The following is a 21,936-nucleotide window of genomic DNA, read 5'->3' as shown; positions in this document are numbered from 1 at the left end:
GGAGTTTATTTATATAACCCGGAAACAGAAAACCCCGAACAAGTCGGGGTTTTATAGATAACATAAGATTACTCTGAATCTTTATTTTCAGCTGATGAATCTACCGAAGTCTCTTCTACTTTAGGTTCTTCTTTAGACTCTTCAGCAGAAGCTGCTTTAGCCGCCTCAGCTTTCTTCTCTTCTTGAGCTTTAGCTTGGTCAGCCCAACCAGCAGGTTCACGAATATCTGATTTACGATCCATCAGATCATCGATTTGTCCTGCATCAATCGTCTCATACTTCATCAGTGCATCTTTCATAGAATGCATGATATCCATATTGTCGATAAGAATCTTGCGAGCACGCTCGTAGTTGCGATCGATAATAATACGAATTTCATCATCGATTAGCTTAGCGGTATCATCAGACATATGCTTAGTTTGCGTTACGCTGCGACCAAGGAACACTTCCCCTTCTTCTTCTGCGTATAGCATAGGACCTAACTTCTCCGAAAAGCCCCACTGAGTCACCATCTTACGAGCAATATCAGTAGCACGTTCGATGTCGTTAGAAGCACCTGTTGATACTTTCTCAACACCGTAAATCAATTCTTCCGCAAGACGACCACCGTACAAACTTGAAATCATCGACTCTAGATGTTGTTTCGACATACTTACGCGATCTTGCTCAGGTAAGTACATGGTCACACCCAATGCTCGGCCACGAGGAATGATAGACACTTTATAAACAGGGTCATGTTCAGGTACTAATCGACCAACGATCGCGTGACCTGCTTCATGGTAAGCTGTTGATTCTTTGGTCTCTTCTGACATAACCATTGAGCGGCGTTCCGCCCCCATCATGATTTTGTCTTTAGCCAGTTCAAACTCAACCATTGATACATTGCGTTTGTTGCCACGAGCAGCAAATAGTGCAGCTTCGTTTACAAGGTTTGCTAAGTCTGCACCAGAGAAACCAGGAGTACCACGAGCGATCAGTGATGGCTCAACATCACCTGCTAGAGGAACTTTACGCATGTGGACTTTAAGAATTTGTTCACGACCACGCACGTCTGGCAAGCCTACTACTACTTGACGGTCAAAACGACCAGGACGAAGTAGAGCTGGGTCCAGTACATCTGGACGGTTAGTTGCAGCAATAACGATGATACCTTCGTTGCCTTCAAAGCCATCCATTTCAACCAGCATTTGGTTCAATGTTTGTTCACGTTCATCGTGACCACCACCTACACCTGCGCCACGCTGACGGCCTACAGCATCGATTTCATCGATAAAGATAATACAAGGGGCCGCTTTCTTTGCCTGTTCAAACATGTCACGTACACGAGATGCACCAACACCGACGAACATTTCTACGAAGTCAGAACCTGAGATGGTAAAGAATGGTACTTTTGCTTCACCAGCTATCGCTTTAGCTAACAAGGTTTTACCGGTACCTGGAGGACCAACCATCAACACACCCGTTGGTATTTTACCACCGAGCTTTTGGAATCGGCTTGGATCACGCAAGTAATCAACCAGTTCTTTTACATCTTCTTTCGCTTCATCACAGCCGGCAACATCACCGAATGTGGTTTTGATTTGCTCTTCACTCATCATGCGGGCTTTGCTCTTACCAAAGGACATTGCGCCTTTGCCACCGCCGCCTTGCATCTGGCGCATGAAGAAAATCCACACACCAACAAGCAGAATCATTGGGAACCAAGAAATGAAAATTGTCCCTAGCAGGCTTTGCTCTTCTGGAGCTGTACCTTGGACTTTCACATTTTGATTGATCAAGTCATCAAGCAATTTCTCATCATATACTGGCATATAGGTCACGTAACGTGCACTGCTGCCTCTACGAGTAAAGCTGATCTCACTGTTATTGAATTGAGCTTCTTGAATCTGGCCTTGGCCAACTTCTTGTACAAACGTCGTGTAATCGATAGTACGACCGTTGTTGTCTCCTGGACCAAAACTTTGGAATACAGACATCAATACAACGGCGATTACGAGCCACAGAATTAAATTTTTTGCCATGTCACTCAAGGTGTAAGCCTCTCGATAACTAGTTGTAATTAAAGGTAGGGTACTACAGTTTCTAGGCTGTAGCCATAGTGTTAACTTTTCTCATTACAAGTAAAATAGTTAACCTTTGTAACCAGTGGCGACGATATAAACTTCTCGGGAACGAGCCCTTGAAGAATCTGGTTTACGAATTTTCACAACTTTAAACATGTCTCGGACATCTTTAACGTATTGGTCAAACCCTTCGCCTTGAAACACTTTAACAACAAAACTACCATTAGGCGCAAGAACTTGTCGACACATATCTAATGCTAATTCGACCAGATACATAGCCCTAGGTTGATCCACTGAAAGGTTTCCTGCCATATTTGGTGCCATGTCTGACATTACGACATCGACCATATCTGGCTGAATTCTTTCTAACAGCGCTTCTAATACCGCCTCTTCACGAAAATCCCCTTGAAGAAACGATACACCAGCAATTGAGTCCATTGGTAAAATATCACAAGCAATCACTTGTCCATTATCACCTACAATGCCAACAGCATATTGGGACCAACCGCCAGGAGCAGCCCCCAAGTCAACCACTGTCATTCCAGACTTCAATAATTTGTCTTTTTCTTGAATTTCTTCAATTTTAAAGATAGCACGTGAACGGTAACCTTTCTTTTTAGCTTCATTCACATACTTATCATCAAAGTGTTCTTTCAACCAGCGGCCAGAGCTCGCTGAATGTTTTTGTTTACTCATTCTAATCCTAATCAAACAGCGTCTATCTGAGAAAGTATGGTAGAAAATATAGTCTTCAAAGATAGATGGAGTTAAAATAGCTTTTTTCAACCCTGATAATAAAGAAATTTGGGCGCGTAATGAACCTAAGCAACAAACAAAAGCAGCACCTAAAAGGTCTAGCACACCATTTAAACCCAGTCGTTCTCATGGGCGCTAACGGGCTGACTGAAGCTGTTCTAGCAGAAATCGAAATTGCGCTTGACCACCACGAACTGATTAAAGTGAAAGTGGTGTCTGAAGATCGCGAGACAAAACAACTCATTGTCGATGCGATCGTTCGAGAGACTAAAGCAGAAAAAGTACAAGTTATTGGTAAGGTACTGGTTCTGTATCGTCCTTCAGAGCAGCGTAAGATTGAACTACCTCGTAAGTAATAAAGCTGTTAAGCAATAAAACAAATTGTTACTTAAGATTACAAAAAGGTCGCTACTGCGACCTTTTTATATTTTGGGCTAGCTTAAAACTCAACGATTAGATGTAATCTACTCTGTCAATTTCAAACACTTTGTCGCCACCAGGAGTCACGATAGTGACTTCGTCGCCTTCACTTTTTGCAATTAGACCACGAGCAATCGGTGAACTTACAGAAATACGACCAGCTTTGATATCTGCTTCATCATCACCAACAATTTGGTAAGTTTTTTCTTCATCAGTATCAACATCGATCAGTGTCACTGTAGCGCCAAAAATAACCTTGCCTGTCTTATCCATTTTCGTTACATCGATAACTTGAGCAACAGATAGCTTGTATTCGATATCACGGATTTGAGCTTCACAGATACCTTGCTCTTCACGAGCTGCATGGTATTCCGCATTCTCTTTTAAGTCACCTAGTTCACGAGCTTCTGCAATTGCTTGAGAAATCTGTGGACGCAATTTCAATAATCTTTCAAGTTCATCACGCAGCAACTTCTCGCCACGTACTGTCATAGGAACTTTTTCCATTTTATACCTCTATGCCAAAGCTACCTTTGGACAAAACGAAACAGCCTAACATCCCTAGGGAGATAGGCTGTATTAGATAAACGTATTTTGGCTAAGTGTAAACAAAGTTTCTGCCGAAATCATCCAAATTAAAATTTAGATACAAGAATTGGCTTTCTGCGCACAAACCCTTACACAATAACGATCTAGATCTCACTTATCTCAAGCATTTAACGACGATAAAAAATAAAAAAAGATAAATAATTCAACATTAAACTCAGTCACATAGCTACAAAAACAAAATCAAAAATATTGGAAATCATACATATAACTACAATCGACCCATAAAAAACAGCGTGCAATTGTGTTTTTTATATCATTTTACTAACCAGAGACGGAACTTTGAGGGTTAAATCTAACTACGCAATATCCGCAAGGTCACTAAACTTGTCTGTGTTACTTTCACACAAACATGACATAGAGACCTTGATCGACTGAAGTATTCAATGGACGATAGATATGTGCGTTGTAGTATATTCACACTCTATTTTCTATTCATACAGTAAATTAGGATTTACAAAATGAAAAAGACTCTAATTGCTTTAGCAGTGGCTGGTGCGGCAGTAGCAACTGGTGCAAATGCTAATGAACTATACAACAAAGATGGCGACACTCTAACTATGGGTGGTCGTGCAGAAGCACGCCTATCTCTTAAAGATGGCAAAGCAGATGACCTATCTCGCGTTCGTCTAAACTTCCTTGGTAAAAGCATGATCACCGACAGCCTATACGCTGTTGGTTTCTACGAAGGTGAGTTCACTACTTCAGATCAAGGTTCGACTGACAGTTCTGGTTCAGATAGCCTAATGAACCGTTACACTTATGCAGGTATCGGCGGTGCTTTTGGTGAAATCACTTACGGTAAAAACGATGGTGCACTAGGCGTTATCACTGACTTTACCGATATCATGGCTTACCACGGTAACTCTGCGGCATACAAACTTGCTGCAGCTGACCGTACTGACAACATGATCTCTTACAAAGGTCAATTTGATAACCTTGGCGTAAAAGCAAGCTACCGTTTTGCTGATCGTGTTGAAGATGATGTTAATGATCAATATACAGACAACGGTGAAGATGGCTACTCTCTGTCAGCAATCTATGCATTAGGTGATACAGGCCTAAAACTTGGTGGTGGTTACGCAGATCAAGCAGATTCTAACGAATTCATGCTAGCAGCTTCTTACACTATGGGTGACTTGTACTTCGCTGGTACTTTCACTGATGGTGAAGTTGATAACCAAGACTACACTGGTTTTGAATTGGCAGCCTCTTACACACTAGGTCAGACAGTATTCTCAACAACGTATAACAACGCTGATGCAGATAATGTTGTTGGTCTAGAAGCAGATAACTTTGCAATTGATGCAACTTATTTCTTCAAACCAAACTTCCGCAGCTACATCTCTTACAACCTAAACCTGCTTGACTCTGATGATGTGGGTAAAGTTGCATCAGAAGACGAAGCAGTAATTGGTATGCGTTACGATTTCTAATATAAGTACAGTCTTATAATTAAAACGCCTGCATTTGCAGGCGTTTTTTATTTTAATAAGGCAAATTCACGATTACTGACAATGAAAGTTCATCGCTAACACTTTATACTGATTGCATTTTTAGCTAATAGTACAATCCCCTATGCAGCGTATACCCTTATTCAAAATCCTTTCGATACTACTACTTGCTACCACAAACAACTTAGCTTCGTTTGAAACCAAGGCAAGCCAAGTATCTGATCCTCTACCAGAGTCAACCCGCTATACGCTGATACTAAAGAAACTCGATGATAAGGTTGATGTTGATACTCAAGCAATCAATCAATACTTCCCCCCTGCTAGTACTTTAAAAGTCATCACTGCCCTAGCAGCCAAATTGGCACTAGGTGATGAATTTCGCTTCCAGACTAAGTTAACCGAATCTTCGCAAGGTTATTCACTGATTTTTTCCGGCGATCCAACACTATCGACCGCCCACATTAATGAGCTATTAGCAAAAATAAAACTGCAAAATAATGGAATAATATCAGGCGACCTTTGGATAGATAACACGGTTTTTAATGGTTATGAGAAAGCCGTCGGGTGGCCATGGGATGTCACAGGAATATGCTATAGCGCTCCGGTAAGTTCTATAAACATTGATGGGAATTGTATTCAATCATCTATTTACACTGAGAAAGACGGTCAAACTCGTGTCTACGTACCAGAGCAATATCCCGTTTATGTAATGACAAATGCTCAATCGGTCAGCGAAGAACAACAAAAACAGAGCCATTGTGATTTGGAACTCTATCCAAACCACGAAAACCACTACCTACTTTCTGGCTGTTTGACAGAACGAAGTAAGCCTCTACCGTTAAAATTTGCTGTCCAAAATACCGAATTATACGCACAAAGAATTATTTACCGGCTACTCAACCAACTCGGTATATCGCTAAAAGGAGAAATAAAAATAGGGACAATGCCAGAGAAAGGAAAAATATTAGCAACTCATCAGTCCGAATCTCTCCAAGTGTTACTAGAAACCATGCTAAAAGATTCGGATAACCTTATCGCCGACACTCTAACTAAAACCATTGGATTACATGTCTACCAACAAGCAGGCAGCTTTAATAATGGCACTGAAGCAATAAAAGAAATTATTGCCCAAAAAACGGGGATTTCGCTTAAACATGATCAATTGATCGACGGCTCTGGCTTATCTCGCAACAATCGACTTCAGGCTTCGAGTATGCTTCAAGTTCTGTATTATATCTGGCAGCACGATAGCTCATTAGGTTTGATTGACTTACTGCCAAGCTCAGGAGAAACAGGGACGCTACAATACCGCCGTAGCATGCGTGACGAGGCCATAAAAGGAAGAATCAAAGCTAAAAGTGGTTCTCTATATGGGACTCATAATATGGCGGGATATGGTTTAGATAAAAATGGGAAACCGAGTTCTGTTTTCATTCAATTTGTTACTGATTACTTCCCACCAGAAGTAGAAAGTGAAGTGCCTGTAGAAGCCCCTCTGGTCACGTTTGAAAAAGGCTTTTACCGCCAAGTGATCGAACTTAGCAATTAGCTAATTGCTATCAAAAAAGACTAAGACTAAACACAAAAAGCGCCGATAGGCGCTTTTTGATATCCAAGTATTAACGGCAAATTACTTCACAGTTACACGAGCGAATTTACGCTTACCCACTTGGTAAACATAAGTACCAGCAGCAGGAACTAACTTCGCATCTTCGATTTTTTCGCCGTCTTGTTTAGCAGCACCTTGCTTAATCATACGCATAGCATCTGATGTTGAGTTAACAAGATCCGCCTCTTTAAGCAGGTTAGAGATTGCAATACCCGCTTCAAATTCGAATTCTGGCATCTCATCTGGCATCGCACCTTTTTGGAAACGATTGATGAACTCTTGTTCTGCTGCTTCTGCATCAGCTTCAGTGTGGAAACGAGCAATAATCTCTTTAGCCAGCAGAATCTTAGCATCACGAGGATTTGCACCATTTGCTACATCGGCTTTGATCTGCTCAAGCTCAGTTAGAGGACGGAATGATAAAAGCTCGTAGTAGCTCCACATCAGATCGTCAGAGATAGACATGATTTTACCGAACATTTCGCTTGGAGATTCACTGACACCAATGTAGTTGTGCGCCGATTTAGACATTTTCTTCTCACCGTCTAAACCAACTAATAGAGGCATCATCAACACTACTTGAGGTTTTTGTCCGTGAGACTTTTGCAGCTCACGTCCCATCAATAAGTTGAATTTTTGGTCAGTACCACCAAGCTCTACGTCCGTTTCCATTGCTACTGAGTCATAACCTTGTAGGAGTGGGTACATGAATTCATGAATAGCAATTGGCTGACCACCTGCGTAACGCTTTTTAAAGTCATCACGCTCTAGCATACGAGCTACCGTTTGGTTTGCAGCCAGACGAATCATACCTTCAGCACCAAGTTCTGACAGCCATTCAGAGTTAAACTGAATCTTTGTTTTAGCTGGATCTAGGATCTTAAATACTTGTTGCTTGTAAGTTTCAGCATTACGTAACACGTCTTCACGCGTTAGTGGTGGACGAGTGGTGTTTTTACCCGTTGGGTCACCAACCATACCTGTAAAGTCACCGATAAGGAAAGTAACGTCATGACCTAAGTCTTGGAAAGTACGTAATTTATTCAGAATCACAGTGTGACCTAAATGAATATCTGGTGCTGTTGGATCGGCACCCAATTTAATACGTAAAGGACGGCCTTCTTTAAGCTTAGCAATCAGCTCTTCTTCAGGAATTAGTTCCTCAACACCACGTTTAATTTCAGCTAAAGCCGCTTCAATACTCGCCATTCTTGTTCACTCCCACAGATTTGGCAAAAATTTAATAGTTCGACATCTTACTTGAATAGCGATGCATTTTGAAACCAGTTAGACTACGTAACTGGATATTTTATTAATTATTAACTGAATGACCCCCGAGTATGCTTTCTATTTTCACTCGTCTTCCATGGATTCATCGTACTTTAATCGCTTTGTGCAGCGCGCTCATCGTATTTGCTTTGCTATTCTTGCCTAGTCCTGAGTCGCTGCAAAAAAATCCTGAAAAACTAGAAGTTGGCCGTCACTACCCGCTTGCTATCAACAGTGAAGCCTTATCACCAGGTACAACCATTCTTCCTACTGCTATTTTGCGTTGGGAAAAACATAAGGTTCGCTCTGGAGAAAGTGCTGCCGTCTTGTTTCAACGCATTGGACTCAGCGCCAGACAGTTATACAACCTGACATCCAGTAATGATGACATTAATGATCAACTCAGCCGACTGCGCCCCGGTGATGAAATTCAATTCGGCTTTAATGAGCAAAATGAACTCATTCAGCTAAAACGTAACCTCAGTGCTTATGAGACCTTTATAGTCACTCAATCCGAAAATGGTTACGTCTCACAATTAGATAAGAAAGAAATCTTCTATCAATACAATTATGCCGAAGCTGAAATCACTTCCAACTTCTGGAATGCGGCAATATCAGCGGGTCTAACTGCAAACCAAATAATGGAACTGGCAGGAATTTTCGGCTGGGATATCGATTTTGCTCTCGATATCCGTTCTGGGGATAGCTTCAAACTGCTATATCAAGAGAAGATTGTAGAAGGTGAAGTGGTCGGGCGTGGCAATATCATTGCAGCAACCTTTATTAACCAAGGTACAAACTTTACTGCAGTGCTCGATGACACTACGGGTAACTATTATGATCCAAATGGACGAGCAATGAAGAAAGCTTTCTTGCGCTCCCCTCTTGATTTCCGTCGCGTCTCTTCTAATTTCAACCCAAGTCGACTCCATCCAGTTACTGGTCAAGTTAAAGCGCACCGAGGTACAGATTATGTCGCGCCAATCGGCACTCCTATTTGGGCAGCAGGTGATGGTGTAGTGGAAAAATCAAGCTACAACCAGTTCAACGGTAATTATATTTTCATTCGCCACAGCAATACTTACATCACCAAGTACCTGCATTTAACTAAGCGGACAGTAAAAACAGGTCAGAGAGTGAAACAAGGACAGGTTATAGGTACTTTAGGTCGTTCAGGTCGTGTAACTGGCGCACATCTGCATTATGAATTCTTGGTTAATGGTGTTCATAAAAACCCACGGACGGTTTCTCTACCGCAATCACAATCTTTAACAGGCAAGGCAAAACAAACTTTTATTGCTAATGCAGAGATTAGATTGCAACGTTTAGATAGATACAGCCAACTGTTATACGCAAACTAATAACTATTATCTTAACAGTAGATAAATTGCAGACTAAAGGGCTGAAAATCATACTCAGCCCTTTACACATGTGAACTCTAAGAGAAGCTACAAATCTTTGTGCTTATTTCGACCTAACATCAGTAAGCACGGTGTCAGAACAAGAGTCAAAGCCGTTGCGAAAGCAAGCCCACCTGCAACAGCAGTTGCCAATTGTGACCACCACTGAGTACTCGGTGCTCCAAACTCAATCTTTTGATTAATGAGATCAATGTTCATCTCAAGAACCATCGGAAGCAAGCCTAGGATAGTGGTTATTGTAGTAAGCATGACCGGTCGTAAACGCTGAACACCCGTCCGAAGTATCGCTTCTTTTTTGTCCATACCGCGTTTAATCAGTTGATTATAAGTATCAATTAAAACAATGTTGTTGTTTACCACGATACCTGCGAGAGAAATAACCCCAATACCTGACATAATTACACCAAACGGCTTTTGGAAAATAAGTAAACCTGCGAACACCCCCACTGTCGAGAACAATACAGCACTTAAGATCAGGAACGCTTGATAGAAGCTGTTAAATTGAGTCACTAGAATCAGCGCCATCGCGACTAATGCCACTAAAAATGCCTTTTCTAAGAAAGCCGCTGAATGCTCTTGTTCTTCATTCTGCCCCCTCATTCTAAACTCAACACTCGCTGGAAACCCGAGCTGATCCATTGCTTGTTCAATTTTCGGCAACTCTAATGCTAGATTATAACCTTCATTCAAATCAGCCATTACGTTGATAATTCGGCGACCATCGACGCGCTTTATCGTATCTTGCTTATGATCGGGTTTAATTTCAGCAAAATTGGTAATTGGAACTAAACCTGCGGGCGTTTTTACTCGAAGCTGATCAAAACGCCCGATATCTCGTTTGTCTTCTGGATAACGGACTAGAATATCCACTTCTTCATTGGCATCATCAGGCAGATAGTCACCAATTTTCAAACCGTTGGTGACAAACTGAACCGTATTGCCAACCAAAGTAGCATCGGCTGCAAAGCGAGAAGCATCGTCACGACGAATATCAATTCGCCAGTCAATACCCGGTTTTGAAGACGTGTCACTAATATTGGTAAAAGCGGCATTACTGTCAGCCCAATGACGAACCGTTTTCGCTGCGAGTTCTAACTCTTGAGGGTTATTGCCTGACAACTCTATTACTACATCATGTTCTACAGGCGGCCCTGCATCAGGGAACTTGTACTCAATTTCCACACCAGAGAACTTGTCGGTTGTCTGTTTCAGCTCATCAATGATGGTCATCACTTTACGGCGATATTGCCAGTCCACAGGTTTCACCTGAATCTGACCAATCACATCATCACCGCCCGTTCGGGTATAAACACTTTCAAACTCATCATGACCAAACATAACTTGTTCAATTTCGCGCATGATGGCGTCTTTTTCGTTGATAGAAAGGTCGCCATAAGAACGCACTTTCACGTTGAAATATGGAGGGTCGACTTCTGGGAAAAATTCCACGCCATTTCCTGCTTTCACATAAGAAAAGCCAATCGCGACAGACATTACGATCGCACTAATCAGAATTTTCAGCGGATGATGTAACGCGATAGAAAGAGTCTTGTAGTAAAGTTTTGTAATGCCCGTAGCTTTTTCAAAGTCACAATCATGTAGAGCGACCATGTTTGCTCGAGTTTCTGCTGTCACATTTTGCGGACGTCCCATTACACTACCTAATACAGGTACAAACAACATCGCCATAATGAGTGAAGCGGTTAAAGTAGCAATCAGAGTCAGAGGAAGATACCTCATAAACTCACCAGTCACATCAGGCCAAAACAGCAATGGAGCAAATGCTGCAAGCGTGGTCGCAGTCGAAGCTGTAATTGGCCATGCCATACGTTTCGCAGCATCACGATACGCCTCCCCTCTTGGCATTCCTTCCAGCATTCTTCTGTCAGCAAATTCAGTAACAACAATCGCTCCGTCCACTAACATACCGACTGCCATAATGAGAGCGAATAAGACAATGATATTAACCGTCAAGCCAAATACCGAAAGAGAAAGCAAACCAATTAAGAACGAACCAGGAATAGATACCCCCACCAACAGCGCGGTTCTGGCACCCAACACAGCAATGATCACAATAACCACAAGAATAATGGCCGATAGCACATTGTTCTGTAAGTCATTAAGCATCATCTCAACATCTTGAGATTCATCCCATGTATACTTAACTAATAGATTGGATGGCCAGTCTTCTCGCTTTTGCGCTTCACGAATAACTGTTTTAACAAGCTCTACCGTCTCGATGATGTTCTCACCCGCGCGCTTTTTAACATCCAAAACAATCGCTGATTTTCCATCCAGTCTTGCGAATGAACTCGGGTCTCTAAATGCTCGTCTTACTGTAGCAATATCCCCAAACGTGATGACTTGTTTGCCATCTACTTTGACTGGCAACTCTAAAACATCTTTTATTGAATCAAATACCGACGGAACTTTGACCGAGAATCGACCATAGCCAGTATCAACAAATCCAGCAGCGACAACACGGTTATTCAACGCAATCAGGTTGTAAATATCCCCTTGATCTAACCCATAACTTTCCATGAGTAGCGGATCAACAATGATCTCAACAATGTCTTCCCTATCACCCGCAATATCCACTTCAAGAACTTGTCGAAAACTCTCCAGCTTGTCTCTTAGTAAGCGCGCTATTTGCACAATGCCACGTTCAGGTACTGTGCCATATAGCACAACCGATAGTACGGGTTGAGCATTTGCCAATGTCACTTCGTTAACGGTTGGCTCATCACTATCTGCAGGTAGTTTGGGCTTAGCTAAATCTACCGCATCACGCACATCGGCCATTGCTTTATCAAGATCGACACCGACGTTAAACTCAAGCACGACGGAAGCGTAACCTTCTGATGAGTTAGATGTCATCTCCTTAATGCCTTCAATAGAGCGTAATTCCTGCTCTAAGGGGCGGGCAATAAGGCGTTCAGCATCATCCGGTGAAATACCCTGATGAGAAACGGAAACATAGATAATTGGGATCGTTATATCTGGACTCGATTCTTTAGGAATCGTGACATAGGTTAATGCCCCAGCTACAAGAATGAAAACTAGTAGCACGAGCATCGTTCGAGTACGCGACAATGCCGCATCAATTAACGCAAACATGTCGCCTCCTAAGGCTTAGTGGTTTCTAACTCTGATGTCTGTTTAACTGCCACGACTTCATCACCATCACGTACAAAACCTTGGCCGCGTGTAATGATATCAACTTCTTCTCCCAATCCAGTTAACCAAACACCATCTTGCTCCGCTTTTACTAACTGGATAGGAACAAAATGGACGTTGTTTTCAACTAATGTTTTCACACCTAGATTGCCCTCATCATCAAGAGCAAGCATCGCGGGAGTAATTTTCACCGCCATTTGAGTTTCTAAGTTCAGCTCAACTTGAGTACTTACCCCTGCTGGAATATGTTGGTTTGGATTGGGAACTTCCACTTCAATGGCAAAAGTATTGGTTGAAGGAGATGAAAGCTGAGATAAATATCGAACTGTCCCCTGAGTTTGAGCACCTTGAATAAAGTGGATAGTAGCAGGCTGACCTTGGGTAATGCTCTGAATGTGGCGCTCACTAACGTTTGCTTCAATCACCAATTTTTTCAGATCAATGAGTGTAGCAACAGGATCGCCAACTCCAACAAAATCACCTTGCTCAACAAACAGGTTCTCAACTACACCATCAAAAGGGGCAACAATAGAAGTGTGCTCTATACGTAGCTCAACAGATGCAACGCTGGCTTTAGCATCCGTCAATGCAGCAAGAGCATTGATATAAGCAATTTCACCTTGTAAACCACGATTTTTAAGTGATTCTGCAGCCTTATATTCTTGACGCTTCACCGACAGAACGGACTTAGCTCTATCAAGCTGAGCTTGTAAATCACCTTGGTCAATAAGTGCAATAACTTGTCCTTTAGTGACTTTTTCCCCCTTATCGATTTCAGTTGCGAGGATTTTACCTGCTATTTCAGAAGATAAACGCGCTTGTTTATCAGGTGCAGTTCGTCCATAGAGGTCAATTGTTTTTTCGATAGGTTGGGCATGGAAAGTCTGATACATCACTTTAGCCAGTGGGATTGTATCAGCAGCTTTTTCAGGGGCTTGTTCTTGAGCGTTAATTGAACCAAGGCTCAGCCAGAGGGTTAAAAGTATGATCAGTATGAAAGAAACGAGCCAGGGCTTTTGTGAAAAATAGCCGCCCCCAAGTAAACTTCTCAATGAGAAATAAGACATGGACAATCCTTTATAATTATATCCCTGCATAACAGCTCACATATGCAAGGAGAGTGAATCAGCTATCATGGCTAATTCACTCTGCATCATTAGTTAAACACTAAACGATGCACCGCAACCACATGTGGTTGTTGCGTTTGGATTGTTTACAAAAAAGCGAGAACCTTCCAGTCCTTCAGTATAATCAACCACTCCGCCAATCAAGTATTGCAGGCTCATAGGGTCAACCACTAGGGTTACACCGCTATTTTCAATTGTGGTGTCTCCATCATTAACATTCTCGTCAAATGTGAATCCGTATTGGAAGCCACTACAACCACCACCTGTAATATACACACGCAGTTTTAGTGCTGGGTTTTCTTCTTCAGCAATCAACGCTCTCACGCGTGTTGCCGCTGCATCCGAAAAGGATAGCGGTACATTTACTTCACTCACAATGACCTCTCTCAGTCGCGTAAATGCACACCAGATATTATTCACGATATCAATCTGATGGACATGACTCTTTTTTAATAATGCGGCGATTATCTAATACCTGACCTATACGTTCAAGTATTCACCGATACTAAGTTCATTGTCATCAAAAATGATGGGTTCTATTTTTTCCGAACGAGCAGAATAACTCAGTGAGAAGAGTCAGAAATTTGGTTAAAACGTTTCACCTCAGCCTGCACAAGCGTACAATGCACAGCAACTTGGTCCGAGACATCATAAAGAGGAACTATCCATGACCAAATCAGCTGATCTCTATAATAAAGCTCAATTAAAGATTCCTGGCGGCGTTAACTCTCCTGTTCGTGCATTTAACGGCGTTGGTGGCTCTCCAATATTTATTGAGCGAGCAGACGGCGCATTTATATTTGATGCTGATGGAAAAGCATATATTGATTACGTAGGTTCTTGGGGACCGATGATTCTTGGCCATAACCACGCGGTCATACGTGAAGCAGTGATCGATGCAGCTAACCGTGGCCTAAGTTTCGGAGCTCCAACTGAAATCGAAATTACTATGGCTGAACTTGTATCTGAGTTAGTTCCTTCAATGGAGCAACTGCGTATGGTTAGTTCAGGTACAGAAGCAACCATGAGTGCTATTCGTCTTGCTCGCGGTTTTACTGGTCGAGACAAAATCATCAAGTTTGAAGGTTGTTACCATGGTCATGCAGACAGCTTATTAGTTAAAGCTGGCTCTGGTGCACTAACGTTAGGTCAACCAAGCTCACCTGGTGTTCCTGCAGATTTTGCAAAACACACATTAACCGCTCGCTTCAATGACCTTGAATCTGTGCGTGAATTGTTTGCAGCAAACAAAGGTGAAATTGCCTGTATCATCGTTGAACCTGTCGCGGGCAACATGAACTGTATTCCACCCGTTAAAGGTTTCCACGAAGGTCTGCGTGAAATTTGTGACCAAGAGGGCGCACTGCTAATTTTTGATGAAGTAATGACGGGTTTCCGCGTCGCACTCGGTGGAGCTCAAGCTCACTACAACATCAAACCAGACTTAACCACACTAGGCAAAGTGATTGGTGGCGGTATGCCGGTAGGCGCATTTGGTGGTCGTAAAGACGTGATGCAGTTCATCGCTCCAACAGGTCCAGTATACCAAGCAGGTACATTATCAGGTAACCCTGTTGCTATGGCTGCCGGTCTTGCGTGTCTAACTTTGCTAAAAGAGGAAGGTAACGAAAAACGCCTAGCAGCTAAAACTAAACAATTAGCAGATGGCTTTAAGTACCTAGCTGACAAACACGGCATACCGATGGTGGTGAACCAAGTGGGTGGTATGTTTGGCTTCTTCTTTACTGAGCAAGACAGAATTACTTGCTACGAAGATGTGACTAAATGTGATGTTGAACGCTTTAAACGCTTCTTCCACTTAATGCTGGACAAAGGTGTGTACCTTGCTCCATCAGCATTTGAAGCAAGTTTTACTTCTCTAGCTCACGGTTCAAGAGAAATCGAAGCCACTCTCGAAGCCGCAGATCAGTGTTTAGCGATTATCGCAGCAGAAGCACAGTAAAGGTTAATGGTGAAGTTTAATAAGGCTGCTTGAAGCAGCCTTATTTATTTCCAGTTAGTAACAACTAACACAACAAGAACGACAATAACCGCTCCAATCCATGAAAATTTACGACGTTTTGCATTCTTGGTTTCACAACACTTCTCATCATTGCAACATCCCATACTAGCCTCTTCATTGCTAACTGACTGAATTACAGCCATTATAAACTAATCAATCTGATTACTAGGACAACCAAAGTGCCAGAAAAAATTAAAATCACATCCAGCCATTGGGTTCTCGTTATTGCCCTACTTGTCTCGGGTTTCGCCTGTTACTTACTAGTAGAACCCTATATCAATTCGATTGTGATGGCATTTATTATTTCAATGCTCATGTTTCCACTACATGAGAAGTTGGACAATTTGATGCCAACTCATAAAAATATATCATCCTTGCTATCCTGCATTATTCTGACATTTATTATCGTCATTCCGCTGCTATTTGTTTTCGCAGCTATCGTCCAGCAAGGTTCTAAGTTTTCCCAAAACGTTTATCAATGGGTCACTCACGGCGGTATCCAAACGTTGTTCAATCACCCATTAGTAGTGAAAGGCTTGGCTCTGGCTAACCAGTATTTACCTTTTGACGGAATTAATCCCCAACAAATCGCACAGAAAATCGCTCAGTTTGCGACAAGTTTTGGCACCAACCTAGTTGGCATCAGTGCCAAAATTTTGGGTGATGCAACTAACTTCATCATGAGCTTCTTTTTAATGTTATTCGTCCTGTTCTTTCTACTGCGAGACAGAGATACAATCATCGCAAACATTCGTCATATATTACCTCTATCTCGCAGCCAAGAAGATCGTTTGTTGGATGAGATAGAAAGTGTCTCTAAATCGGCAGTGATGGGATCTTTCTTAACAGCTATAGCGCAAGGCATCGCTGGCGGTATTGGTATGTGGCTAGCGGGTTTTCCAGGTCTATTCTGGGGAACAATGATGGGCTTCGCATCATTCATTCCCGTTGTTGGTACAGCACTTATCTGGATCCCAACAGCGACGTACTTATTCCTAACGGGAGATACAACGTGGGCGATATTCCTTGCGGTTTGGAGCGTAGCCGTCGTGGGATCGATTGATAACCTACTCAGACCATTCCTGATGCAAGGCAGTGCTGGGATGAACACTTTGATGATTTTTTTCTCACTCTTAGGTGGTATCCAACTGTTTGGTTTGATTGGTCTTATCTATGGGCCACTGATTTTTGCTATCGCGATTGTGCTGTTTAATATTTACGAAGAAGAATTCCACAACTTCTTAGACAATCAAGACAACAGCTAAAATACTTCATGCTTGGAGCCGACTATGCGAGAATCGGCTCCAACAAAGAATCACTTCACATTGAACCTAGCTTCATTGAACCATAAATATAACAGGCTCTAAATGTCTAATTACATTACCCCAAGCCAGATTGCCCTGCGTCAACTAGCGTACTTTGAAAACAAAAAAGTACTCGTAGCAGGAGAGGCAGAAGATCTGTTTCCAGTAGAACTTGCTAAACACTGCCTTTCTGTTTCTGTGTTCACCACTAATTATGGTTACTATCGCCAACTTGAATCAAAGTCGACAATTAACGTCCATTTTGGTGCTGAATTGGAAAGTGATATTGATGCAGACATGGTGCTGCTGTACTGGCCAAAAGCAAAAATGGAAGCGGAATACCTGCTTGCTATGTTGATGTCAAAGCTTGGTGTAAATACTGAAATTGTCGTTGTCGGTGAAAATCGCTCTGGCGTAAAAAGCATTGAAAAGATGTTCGAAAGCTACGGCAGAATTACAAAATTCGACTCAGCTCGTCGCTGTTCATTTTATTGGGGACAATGTTTAGAACAACCAAAAGCTTTTCACATCGAAGATTGGTTTAAATCTTATACCGTTCATTATCAACAGCATGAACTCACTATTCGTAGTTTACCTGGAGTATTTAGCCACGGTGAGTTTGATCTAGGTAGCCGTCTATTACTAGATACCTTACCGAATCTGAAGGGCAAAGTACTTGATTTTGGCTGTGGCGCGGGTGTACTTGGCTGCGTAATGGCGAAGCTAAATAGCAATATACAGCTAGAAATGTGTGATATTAGCGCGCTAGCCGTTCGCTCAAGCGAAGAGACCCTAAAGGCAAACAGTCTATCTGGTCGTGTATTTGCATCAGACATCTATTCAGATACCGCGGCTGACTACAATTTCATTGTCACAAATCCACCTTTCCATGCAGGTTTAGATACTAGCTACAACGCAACTGAAACGCTTTTGGAAAAGTCAGCAAGCCATTTACACTCTGGCGGTGAACTGTTCGTTGTTGCCAATAGTTTCTTGAAATACCCTCCAATTATTGAGCAATCACTAGGTAATTGCGAGACGTTAAATAAGACCAGTAAATTCGCTATTTATCACGCAAACAAAGCCTAACATTTGGTTACAAATTAGCTAAAAGTGAGCCTATGACCACGATTTAAGTGGGACTTACTTGTCAAAGAAAAAAAACTTGTTAACTTCTGCGTAACTGTTTTTTTGTCAATCACATAACTTGCAGGTTTACCTGCAAGTTTCATTGAAAGAAATCTCTTTGATATGTTTAGGTTTTATCGCAGGCAAAAGTTTAAACGCTTACAAAACACCTTAATGCTAGCCTTTCTGGTGCTGAGCATTACCCCTCTAACCATTACCGCTATCTTCTTCCTGAAGTCTCATATTGATGATCTTCAAGAACAAAGCACTTCCCACCTTCTGTCTGTTCGAGATACAAAACAGCAGCAAGTTATCGACTATCTCAATGCTAAAGAATCAGAAGTAATGGGATTTGTTCGTTCAGAGCTAGCGTATGCCAGTGGCGGCAGATTTTACGGCTTAGTGAACGCATTTTCTCGCTTAGGTGAAGATATAGAACAAGCGCGGGAAAACGCACAACAGCGATATATTCTTGGATCGGGCGATCAAGTGAAAACTTCCGTTCTTCCTCAATCTAGCAGTTATGTTGGTAGTGAACGTTACCGCCTTTTGCATAAACGTTATCACTGGGCGTATATGGAGCTACTTAAACGCTCTGATTTTGATGATATTTTACTAGTCGACTTAAACGGGAACGTCACTTACTCAATCAACAAGAATGAGGAGTACGGCACCAACCTGTTTTCTGGAAAGTTCAAGGATGCCAATCTTGGGCAAACCTTTCAATTATTAGAGAAAACCGTTTCTGAGCACAGAAAAACCGACGAAGATTATACCCCTGTCATTCTTTCAGACTTCATTGAGGAAAATGGGCAACAATACGCTTGGTTTGGCGCACCTATCATCCAACAAGGCTATTTGCACAGTTACGCCATGTTCCGCTTGCCAAATAAAGGCATCACCAAACTCATCGCCGACAGTAGCAGTTCTGCGATGCAAACACTGCTTGTAGGACAAGATCATCGCTCGCTAACGCTTTCGTACTTACAAGACGAGATTGATAAAAGCGGTGAAGTCATCAATTTAGCGCTATCAGGCAAAATTGATGTGGGCACTTATACCGATACACTCGGTGAGAAAAATATTGCCGCTTACGCACCAATCAATCTTAAAAATACACACGGGGCCATCATCGTTGAGCTGCCAGAGAAAGAAGCCTTTGCACGCGTTAACCAGTTAGAAAAGCTATTCATATTTGCCATGCTGACAGCCATCGTATTGGTGGTCATCGCATCTCATATGCTTTCAAATTTCATTACAGCTCCGTTATTAAGACTCACTTGGGCTGCTGAGCGTGCCTCAGCCGGCGATCTCGATGAAAGCATGATTAACACTGAGCGCAAAGACGAGATTGGTCGACTTGCTGTCAGTTTCGAGCGTATGCAGCGCTCCATCCGTGAAAAAATCCAGCTCATCAAATCGCAAAACAGTGAACTGGAAAAAAACATCCAAATTATTCGTAAACAAAACGAAGAATTGCAGCTAGCCAACAAACTCAAAGACGAGTTTCTAGCAACAACCTCTCACGAACTGAGAACCCCATTACACGGCATGATCGGTATTGCTGAAGCGCTGATTTCAGGTGCAAACGGCCCTATTACTTCTGACCACAAATACCAGTTAGATATTATCGCCACTAGCGGTCAACGCCTTGCTCGCCTAGTGGACAATTTACTCGATTATCACAAGATGCGTTATGGTGATTTGGATATTCAGTGCAATGCAGTGGATCTTTCGAGTTCGACACGACTAGTGCTAGAGCTCTCCAACCATCTGCTTGGTAAAAAGCCGCTCAGGATCATCAACCAGATATCCGACAATCAGTTCTGGGTTTCTGCCGATCCACAACGTCTAGAGCAAGTGTTGTATAACCTTATCGGTAATGCGATCAAATATACATCAGAAGGTAAGATCGTCATTTCCGCTTCACAGATCGATGACCAAGTTCGAGTTCAAGTTGTAGATACTGGTCAAGGGATTCCTGCGGAGCAACTAGAGCATATTTTTGAACCGCTTATTCAAGGAACAGTAGATACAAATCGCTACCGTCAAGGTTCGGGACTTGGTTTGTCCATTAGCCGTCAGTTGATAGAATTGATGCATGGCACCCTTTATGTGAGTAGCCAGCCACTGGTTGGTACCACCTTTAGCTTCACATTACCTATTGCTTCAATTAAAGAGATTGAGCAAGCCAAACAGACCGAACAGCCCCACTTTCAGGCTCCGGACATTGGCGAAGTTGAACTTCCAGATACGAATGATTTACCGGAAAACCACGATGGTCCGTTGTTATTGGTCGCAGATGATGAACCTGTGAACCTTCGTATTATGGATAGCTTCTTAAGGTTAGAAGGTTATCGTATTCGGACAGTCGCTGACGGTAATGATGTACTCAAAGCGGTTGAAAAAGAGAAACCCGAGCTGTTACTACTCGATATCATGATGCCAGGTATGAGTGGCTATCAAGTTTGTGAAAAATTAAGAGAAACATACAGTATTACAGATTTACCTATCATCATGCTTACTGCTTTAAATCAAACAGAAGACCGTTTGAGAGGATTTGCAGCAGGTGCGAATGACTACTTGTCGAAACCTTTCAATAAAAAGGAACTGGCAGCACGTATCCATGCTCATCTAGCCGCGAGTCAAGCAGAGCAAAAACGATTGGAAAACCTTGAACTGCAAAATGAGATCAAACAGAGAAATATCGTTGAAGCTGATTTATTAGAGACACAAGAAAGACTTTTAGAGCAACTTGATTCTTCTCCAGAAGCTATTATTTGCCTAAAAGAAAACAACAAGATTCTGTTTGCAAACCAAGCAGCCTCTAGACTCTTTAAACGCACCCAAGAGCAACTTAAACGCTCCAGTGCTGAAGAGCTGTTTTCTCATAAATATCTTAACATTACTCAAGAACATTATTGTGGTGAGGTGGATATTTTTGTTGGTGATTCACGACTCCACTTATCCGCAGATATTCTCAGACTCCCTAAAGGTTCTGGTATGCAGGCTATTTATATATTAAACGTCGGTGGTGCTCAAAGTGCGCAAAGGATACTTAATTTGGAAACAGCAGTGGACGCATTATCGAGCTACGCATTCAGTGGGGATAAAGAGAGGCTGCAGCAACTAAAAGAACTCGGGGGTGAATTTACCCGCATTGCAGATAAAGCGGAAGGAGACAACCAATCGAAGCAAGAGCTCATGCGAGCAGTGCTTGTCGATGCGATGACCAGTGCACTCAACTATTGGGAGAAAGCTCCGGGTCAATCTAAGTTCACCTTCGCTGAACAAAGTGGTCTATGGCGTGTCTATCTCGACCGAAGCACATTGCAAACCCGAACACTTGATAAGTACCTGCGAGTAGAAACAGTACCGAAAACGCCGCGCTGGCGTACTGTGCTGAACTCTCTCGATTATATCCTTGAACATCATAATGATCCGGGAACAGAGCGCATTCACTTGGAGGCGGTGCGTAATAAGCTTCAGAAGCTGATAGCCTCTATGTAGAATATTCTTCTTTACGTTTCATAGTGTTGTATTGGAATGATGAAATTCCTTTTAGCCCACAGCTGTGGG

Annotated in this window: 16 protein-coding genes; 8 read left to right on the top strand and 8 right to left on the bottom strand. The window is 42.3% G+C overall.

The genetic code is table 11. From position 1 onward, the window contains the following. Positions 1-68 precede the first annotated feature (68 nt). Together ftsH and rlmE are read right to left on the bottom strand one after the other, a co-directional pair. Positions 69-2,030 carry an ATP-dependent zinc metalloprotease FtsH gene (ftsH, locus tag G5S32_RS02665; protein ID WP_165310361.1) on the bottom strand — a complete coding sequence of 654 codons (1,962 nt, stop codon included), beginning with the start codon at positions 2,028-2,030 and terminating at the stop codon, positions 69-71. Positions 2,031-2,129: 99 nt separating this feature from the next. Beyond that, positions 2,130-2,759 (bottom strand): 23S rRNA (uridine(2552)-2'-O)-methyltransferase RlmE, encoded by a 630-nt coding sequence (gene rlmE / locus G5S32_RS02660; protein WP_165310360.1) that lies wholly within the window; start codon positions 2,757-2,759, stop codon positions 2,130-2,132. 119 nt (positions 2,760-2,878) lie between these two features. Here rlmE and yhbY point away from each other — a divergent pair, with 119 nt between their 5' ends. Beyond that, positions 2,879-3,175, top strand: coding sequence for a ribosome assembly RNA-binding protein YhbY (gene yhbY / locus G5S32_RS02655; RefSeq protein ID WP_042484407.1), 297 nt, complete (start codon positions 2,879-2,881; stop codon positions 3,173-3,175). Between the two features lie 97 nt (positions 3,176-3,272). Here the strand turns inward: yhbY and greA are convergent, their stop codons facing one another. Beyond that, positions 3,273-3,746 (bottom strand): transcription elongation factor GreA, encoded by a 474-nt coding sequence (greA, locus tag G5S32_RS02650; protein ID WP_165310359.1) that lies wholly within the window; start codon positions 3,744-3,746, stop codon positions 3,273-3,275. 560 nt (positions 3,747-4,306) lie between these two features. On the opposite strand from greA, the gene G5S32_RS02645 reads away from it, so the two are divergent. Both G5S32_RS02645 and dacB read left to right on the top strand, forming a co-directional pair. Next, a complete protein-coding gene (locus tag G5S32_RS02645) occupies positions 4,307-5,281 on the top strand; it encodes a porin (protein WP_165310358.1) in 975 nt (324 codons plus the stop codon). A gap of 142 nt (positions 5,282-5,423) precedes the next feature. Then, positions 5,424-6,848, top strand: a complete 1,425-nt coding sequence (gene dacB / locus G5S32_RS02640) for a serine-type D-Ala-D-Ala carboxypeptidase (protein WP_165310357.1) — start codon at positions 5,424-5,426, stop codon at positions 6,846-6,848. Between the two features lie 81 nt (positions 6,849-6,929). Here dacB and tyrS read toward each other — a convergent pair whose 3' ends face one another. Continuing rightward, positions 6,930-8,117, bottom strand: coding sequence for a tyrosine--tRNA ligase (gene tyrS / locus G5S32_RS02635; RefSeq protein WP_165310356.1), 1,188 nt, complete (start codon positions 8,115-8,117; stop codon positions 6,930-6,932). Positions 8,118-8,248: 131 nt separating this feature from the next. On the opposite strand from tyrS, the gene shyC reads away from it, so the two are divergent. Beyond that, positions 8,249-9,538: a peptidoglycan DD-endopeptidase ShyC gene (gene shyC, locus G5S32_RS02630; protein ID WP_165310355.1), complete on the top strand. Its 1,290-nt coding sequence runs from the start codon at positions 8,249-8,251 to the stop codon at positions 9,536-9,538. An 87-nt stretch (positions 9,539-9,625) separates the two neighbouring features. Here shyC and G5S32_RS02625 read toward each other — a convergent pair whose 3' ends face one another. The 3 genes from G5S32_RS02625 to erpA form a co-directional block, all read right to left on the bottom strand. After that, a complete protein-coding gene (locus G5S32_RS02625; protein ID WP_165310354.1) occupies positions 9,626-12,715 on the bottom strand; it encodes an efflux RND transporter permease subunit in 3,090 nt (1,029 codons plus the stop codon). 8 nt (positions 12,716-12,723) lie between these two features. Beyond that, positions 12,724-13,842, bottom strand: coding sequence for an efflux RND transporter periplasmic adaptor subunit (locus tag G5S32_RS02620; protein WP_165310353.1), 1,119 nt, complete (start codon positions 13,840-13,842; stop codon positions 12,724-12,726). 93 nt (positions 13,843-13,935) lie between these two features. Next, entirely contained in the window at positions 13,936-14,277 is a 342-nt protein-coding gene (gene erpA, locus G5S32_RS02615; protein ID WP_165310352.1) for an iron-sulfur cluster insertion protein ErpA, read from the bottom strand. A gap of 292 nt (positions 14,278-14,569) precedes the next feature. Here erpA and hemL point away from each other — a divergent pair, with 292 nt between their 5' ends. Beyond that, entirely contained in the window at positions 14,570-15,865 is a 1,296-nt protein-coding gene (gene hemL / locus G5S32_RS02610; RefSeq protein ID WP_165310351.1) for a glutamate-1-semialdehyde 2,1-aminomutase, read from the top strand. Between the two features lie 44 nt (positions 15,866-15,909). On the opposite strand, the gene G5S32_RS02605 is transcribed toward hemL, so the two are convergent. Then, on the bottom strand, positions 15,910-16,068 hold the full coding sequence (locus G5S32_RS02605; protein WP_165309909.1) for a hypothetical protein: 159 nt from the start codon (positions 16,066-16,068) through the stop codon (positions 15,910-15,912). 36 nt (positions 16,069-16,104) lie between these two features. Between G5S32_RS02605 and G5S32_RS02600 the strand changes: the two genes are divergently transcribed. The 3 genes from G5S32_RS02600 to G5S32_RS02590 all read left to right on the top strand — a co-directional run bounded on the left by G5S32_RS02600 (position 16,105) and on the right by G5S32_RS02590 (position 21,867). Beyond that, positions 16,105-17,190, top strand: a complete 1,086-nt coding sequence (locus tag G5S32_RS02600; RefSeq protein ID WP_165310350.1) for an AI-2E family transporter — start codon at positions 16,105-16,107, stop codon at positions 17,188-17,190. A 102-nt stretch (positions 17,191-17,292) separates the two neighbouring features. Continuing rightward, positions 17,293-18,318 carry a 16S rRNA (guanine(1207)-N(2))-methyltransferase RsmC gene (gene rsmC, locus G5S32_RS02595; RefSeq protein WP_165310349.1) on the top strand — a complete coding sequence of 342 codons (1,026 nt, stop codon included), beginning with the start codon at positions 17,293-17,295 and terminating at the stop codon, positions 18,316-18,318. A gap of 162 nt (positions 18,319-18,480) precedes the next feature. Next, complete coding sequence (locus G5S32_RS02590) at positions 18,481-21,867, top strand: response regulator (protein ID WP_165310348.1); 3,387 nt, start codon at positions 18,481-18,483, stop codon at positions 21,865-21,867. Positions 21,868-21,936: the final 69 nt, after the last annotated feature.

Origin of the sequence: Vibrio ziniensis, assembly GCF_011064285.1 — a bacterium.
Classification (GTDB): Bacteria; Pseudomonadota; Gammaproteobacteria; order Enterobacterales; family Vibrionaceae; genus Vibrio; species Vibrio ziniensis.
This window is presented reverse-complemented; position numbering and strand designations above follow the sequence as displayed.

Excerpts from the sequence above, each read along its gene's own strand:
- rlmE (WP_165310360.1), bottom strand. The coding sequence starts at position 2,759 with ATGAGTAAACAAAAACATTCAGCGAGCTCTGGCCGCTGGTTGAAAGAA.
- yhbY (WP_042484407.1), top strand. The coding sequence starts at position 2,879 with ATGAACCTAAGCAACAAACAAAAGCAGCACCTAAAAGGTCTAGCACAC.
- greA (WP_165310359.1), bottom strand. The coding sequence starts at position 3,746 with ATGGAAAAAGTTCCTATGACAGTACGTGGCGAGAAGTTGCTGCGTGAT.
- G5S32_RS02645 (WP_165310358.1), top strand. The coding sequence starts at position 4,307 with ATGAAAAAGACTCTAATTGCTTTAGCAGTGGCTGGTGCGGCAGTAGCA.
- dacB (WP_165310357.1), top strand. The coding sequence starts at position 5,424 with ATGCAGCGTATACCCTTATTCAAAATCCTTTCGATACTACTACTTGCT.
- tyrS (WP_165310356.1), bottom strand. The coding sequence starts at position 8,117 with ATGGCGAGTATTGAAGCGGCTTTAGCTGAAATTAAACGTGGTGTTGAG.
- shyC (WP_165310355.1), top strand. The coding sequence starts at position 8,249 with ATGCTTTCTATTTTCACTCGTCTTCCATGGATTCATCGTACTTTAATC.
- G5S32_RS02625 (WP_165310354.1), bottom strand. The coding sequence starts at position 12,715 with ATGTTTGCGTTAATTGATGCGGCATTGTCGCGTACTCGAACGATGCTC.
- G5S32_RS02620 (WP_165310353.1), bottom strand. The coding sequence starts at position 13,842 with ATGTCTTATTTCTCATTGAGAAGTTTACTTGGGGGCGGCTATTTTTCA.
- hemL (WP_165310351.1), top strand. The coding sequence starts at position 14,570 with ATGACCAAATCAGCTGATCTCTATAATAAAGCTCAATTAAAGATTCCT.
- G5S32_RS02605 (WP_165309909.1), bottom strand. The coding sequence starts at position 16,068 with ATGGCTGTAATTCAGTCAGTTAGCAATGAAGAGGCTAGTATGGGATGT.
- rsmC (WP_165310349.1), top strand. The coding sequence starts at position 17,293 with ATGTCTAATTACATTACCCCAAGCCAGATTGCCCTGCGTCAACTAGCG.
- G5S32_RS02590 (WP_165310348.1), top strand. The coding sequence starts at position 18,481 with ATGTTTAGGTTTTATCGCAGGCAAAAGTTTAAACGCTTACAAAACACC.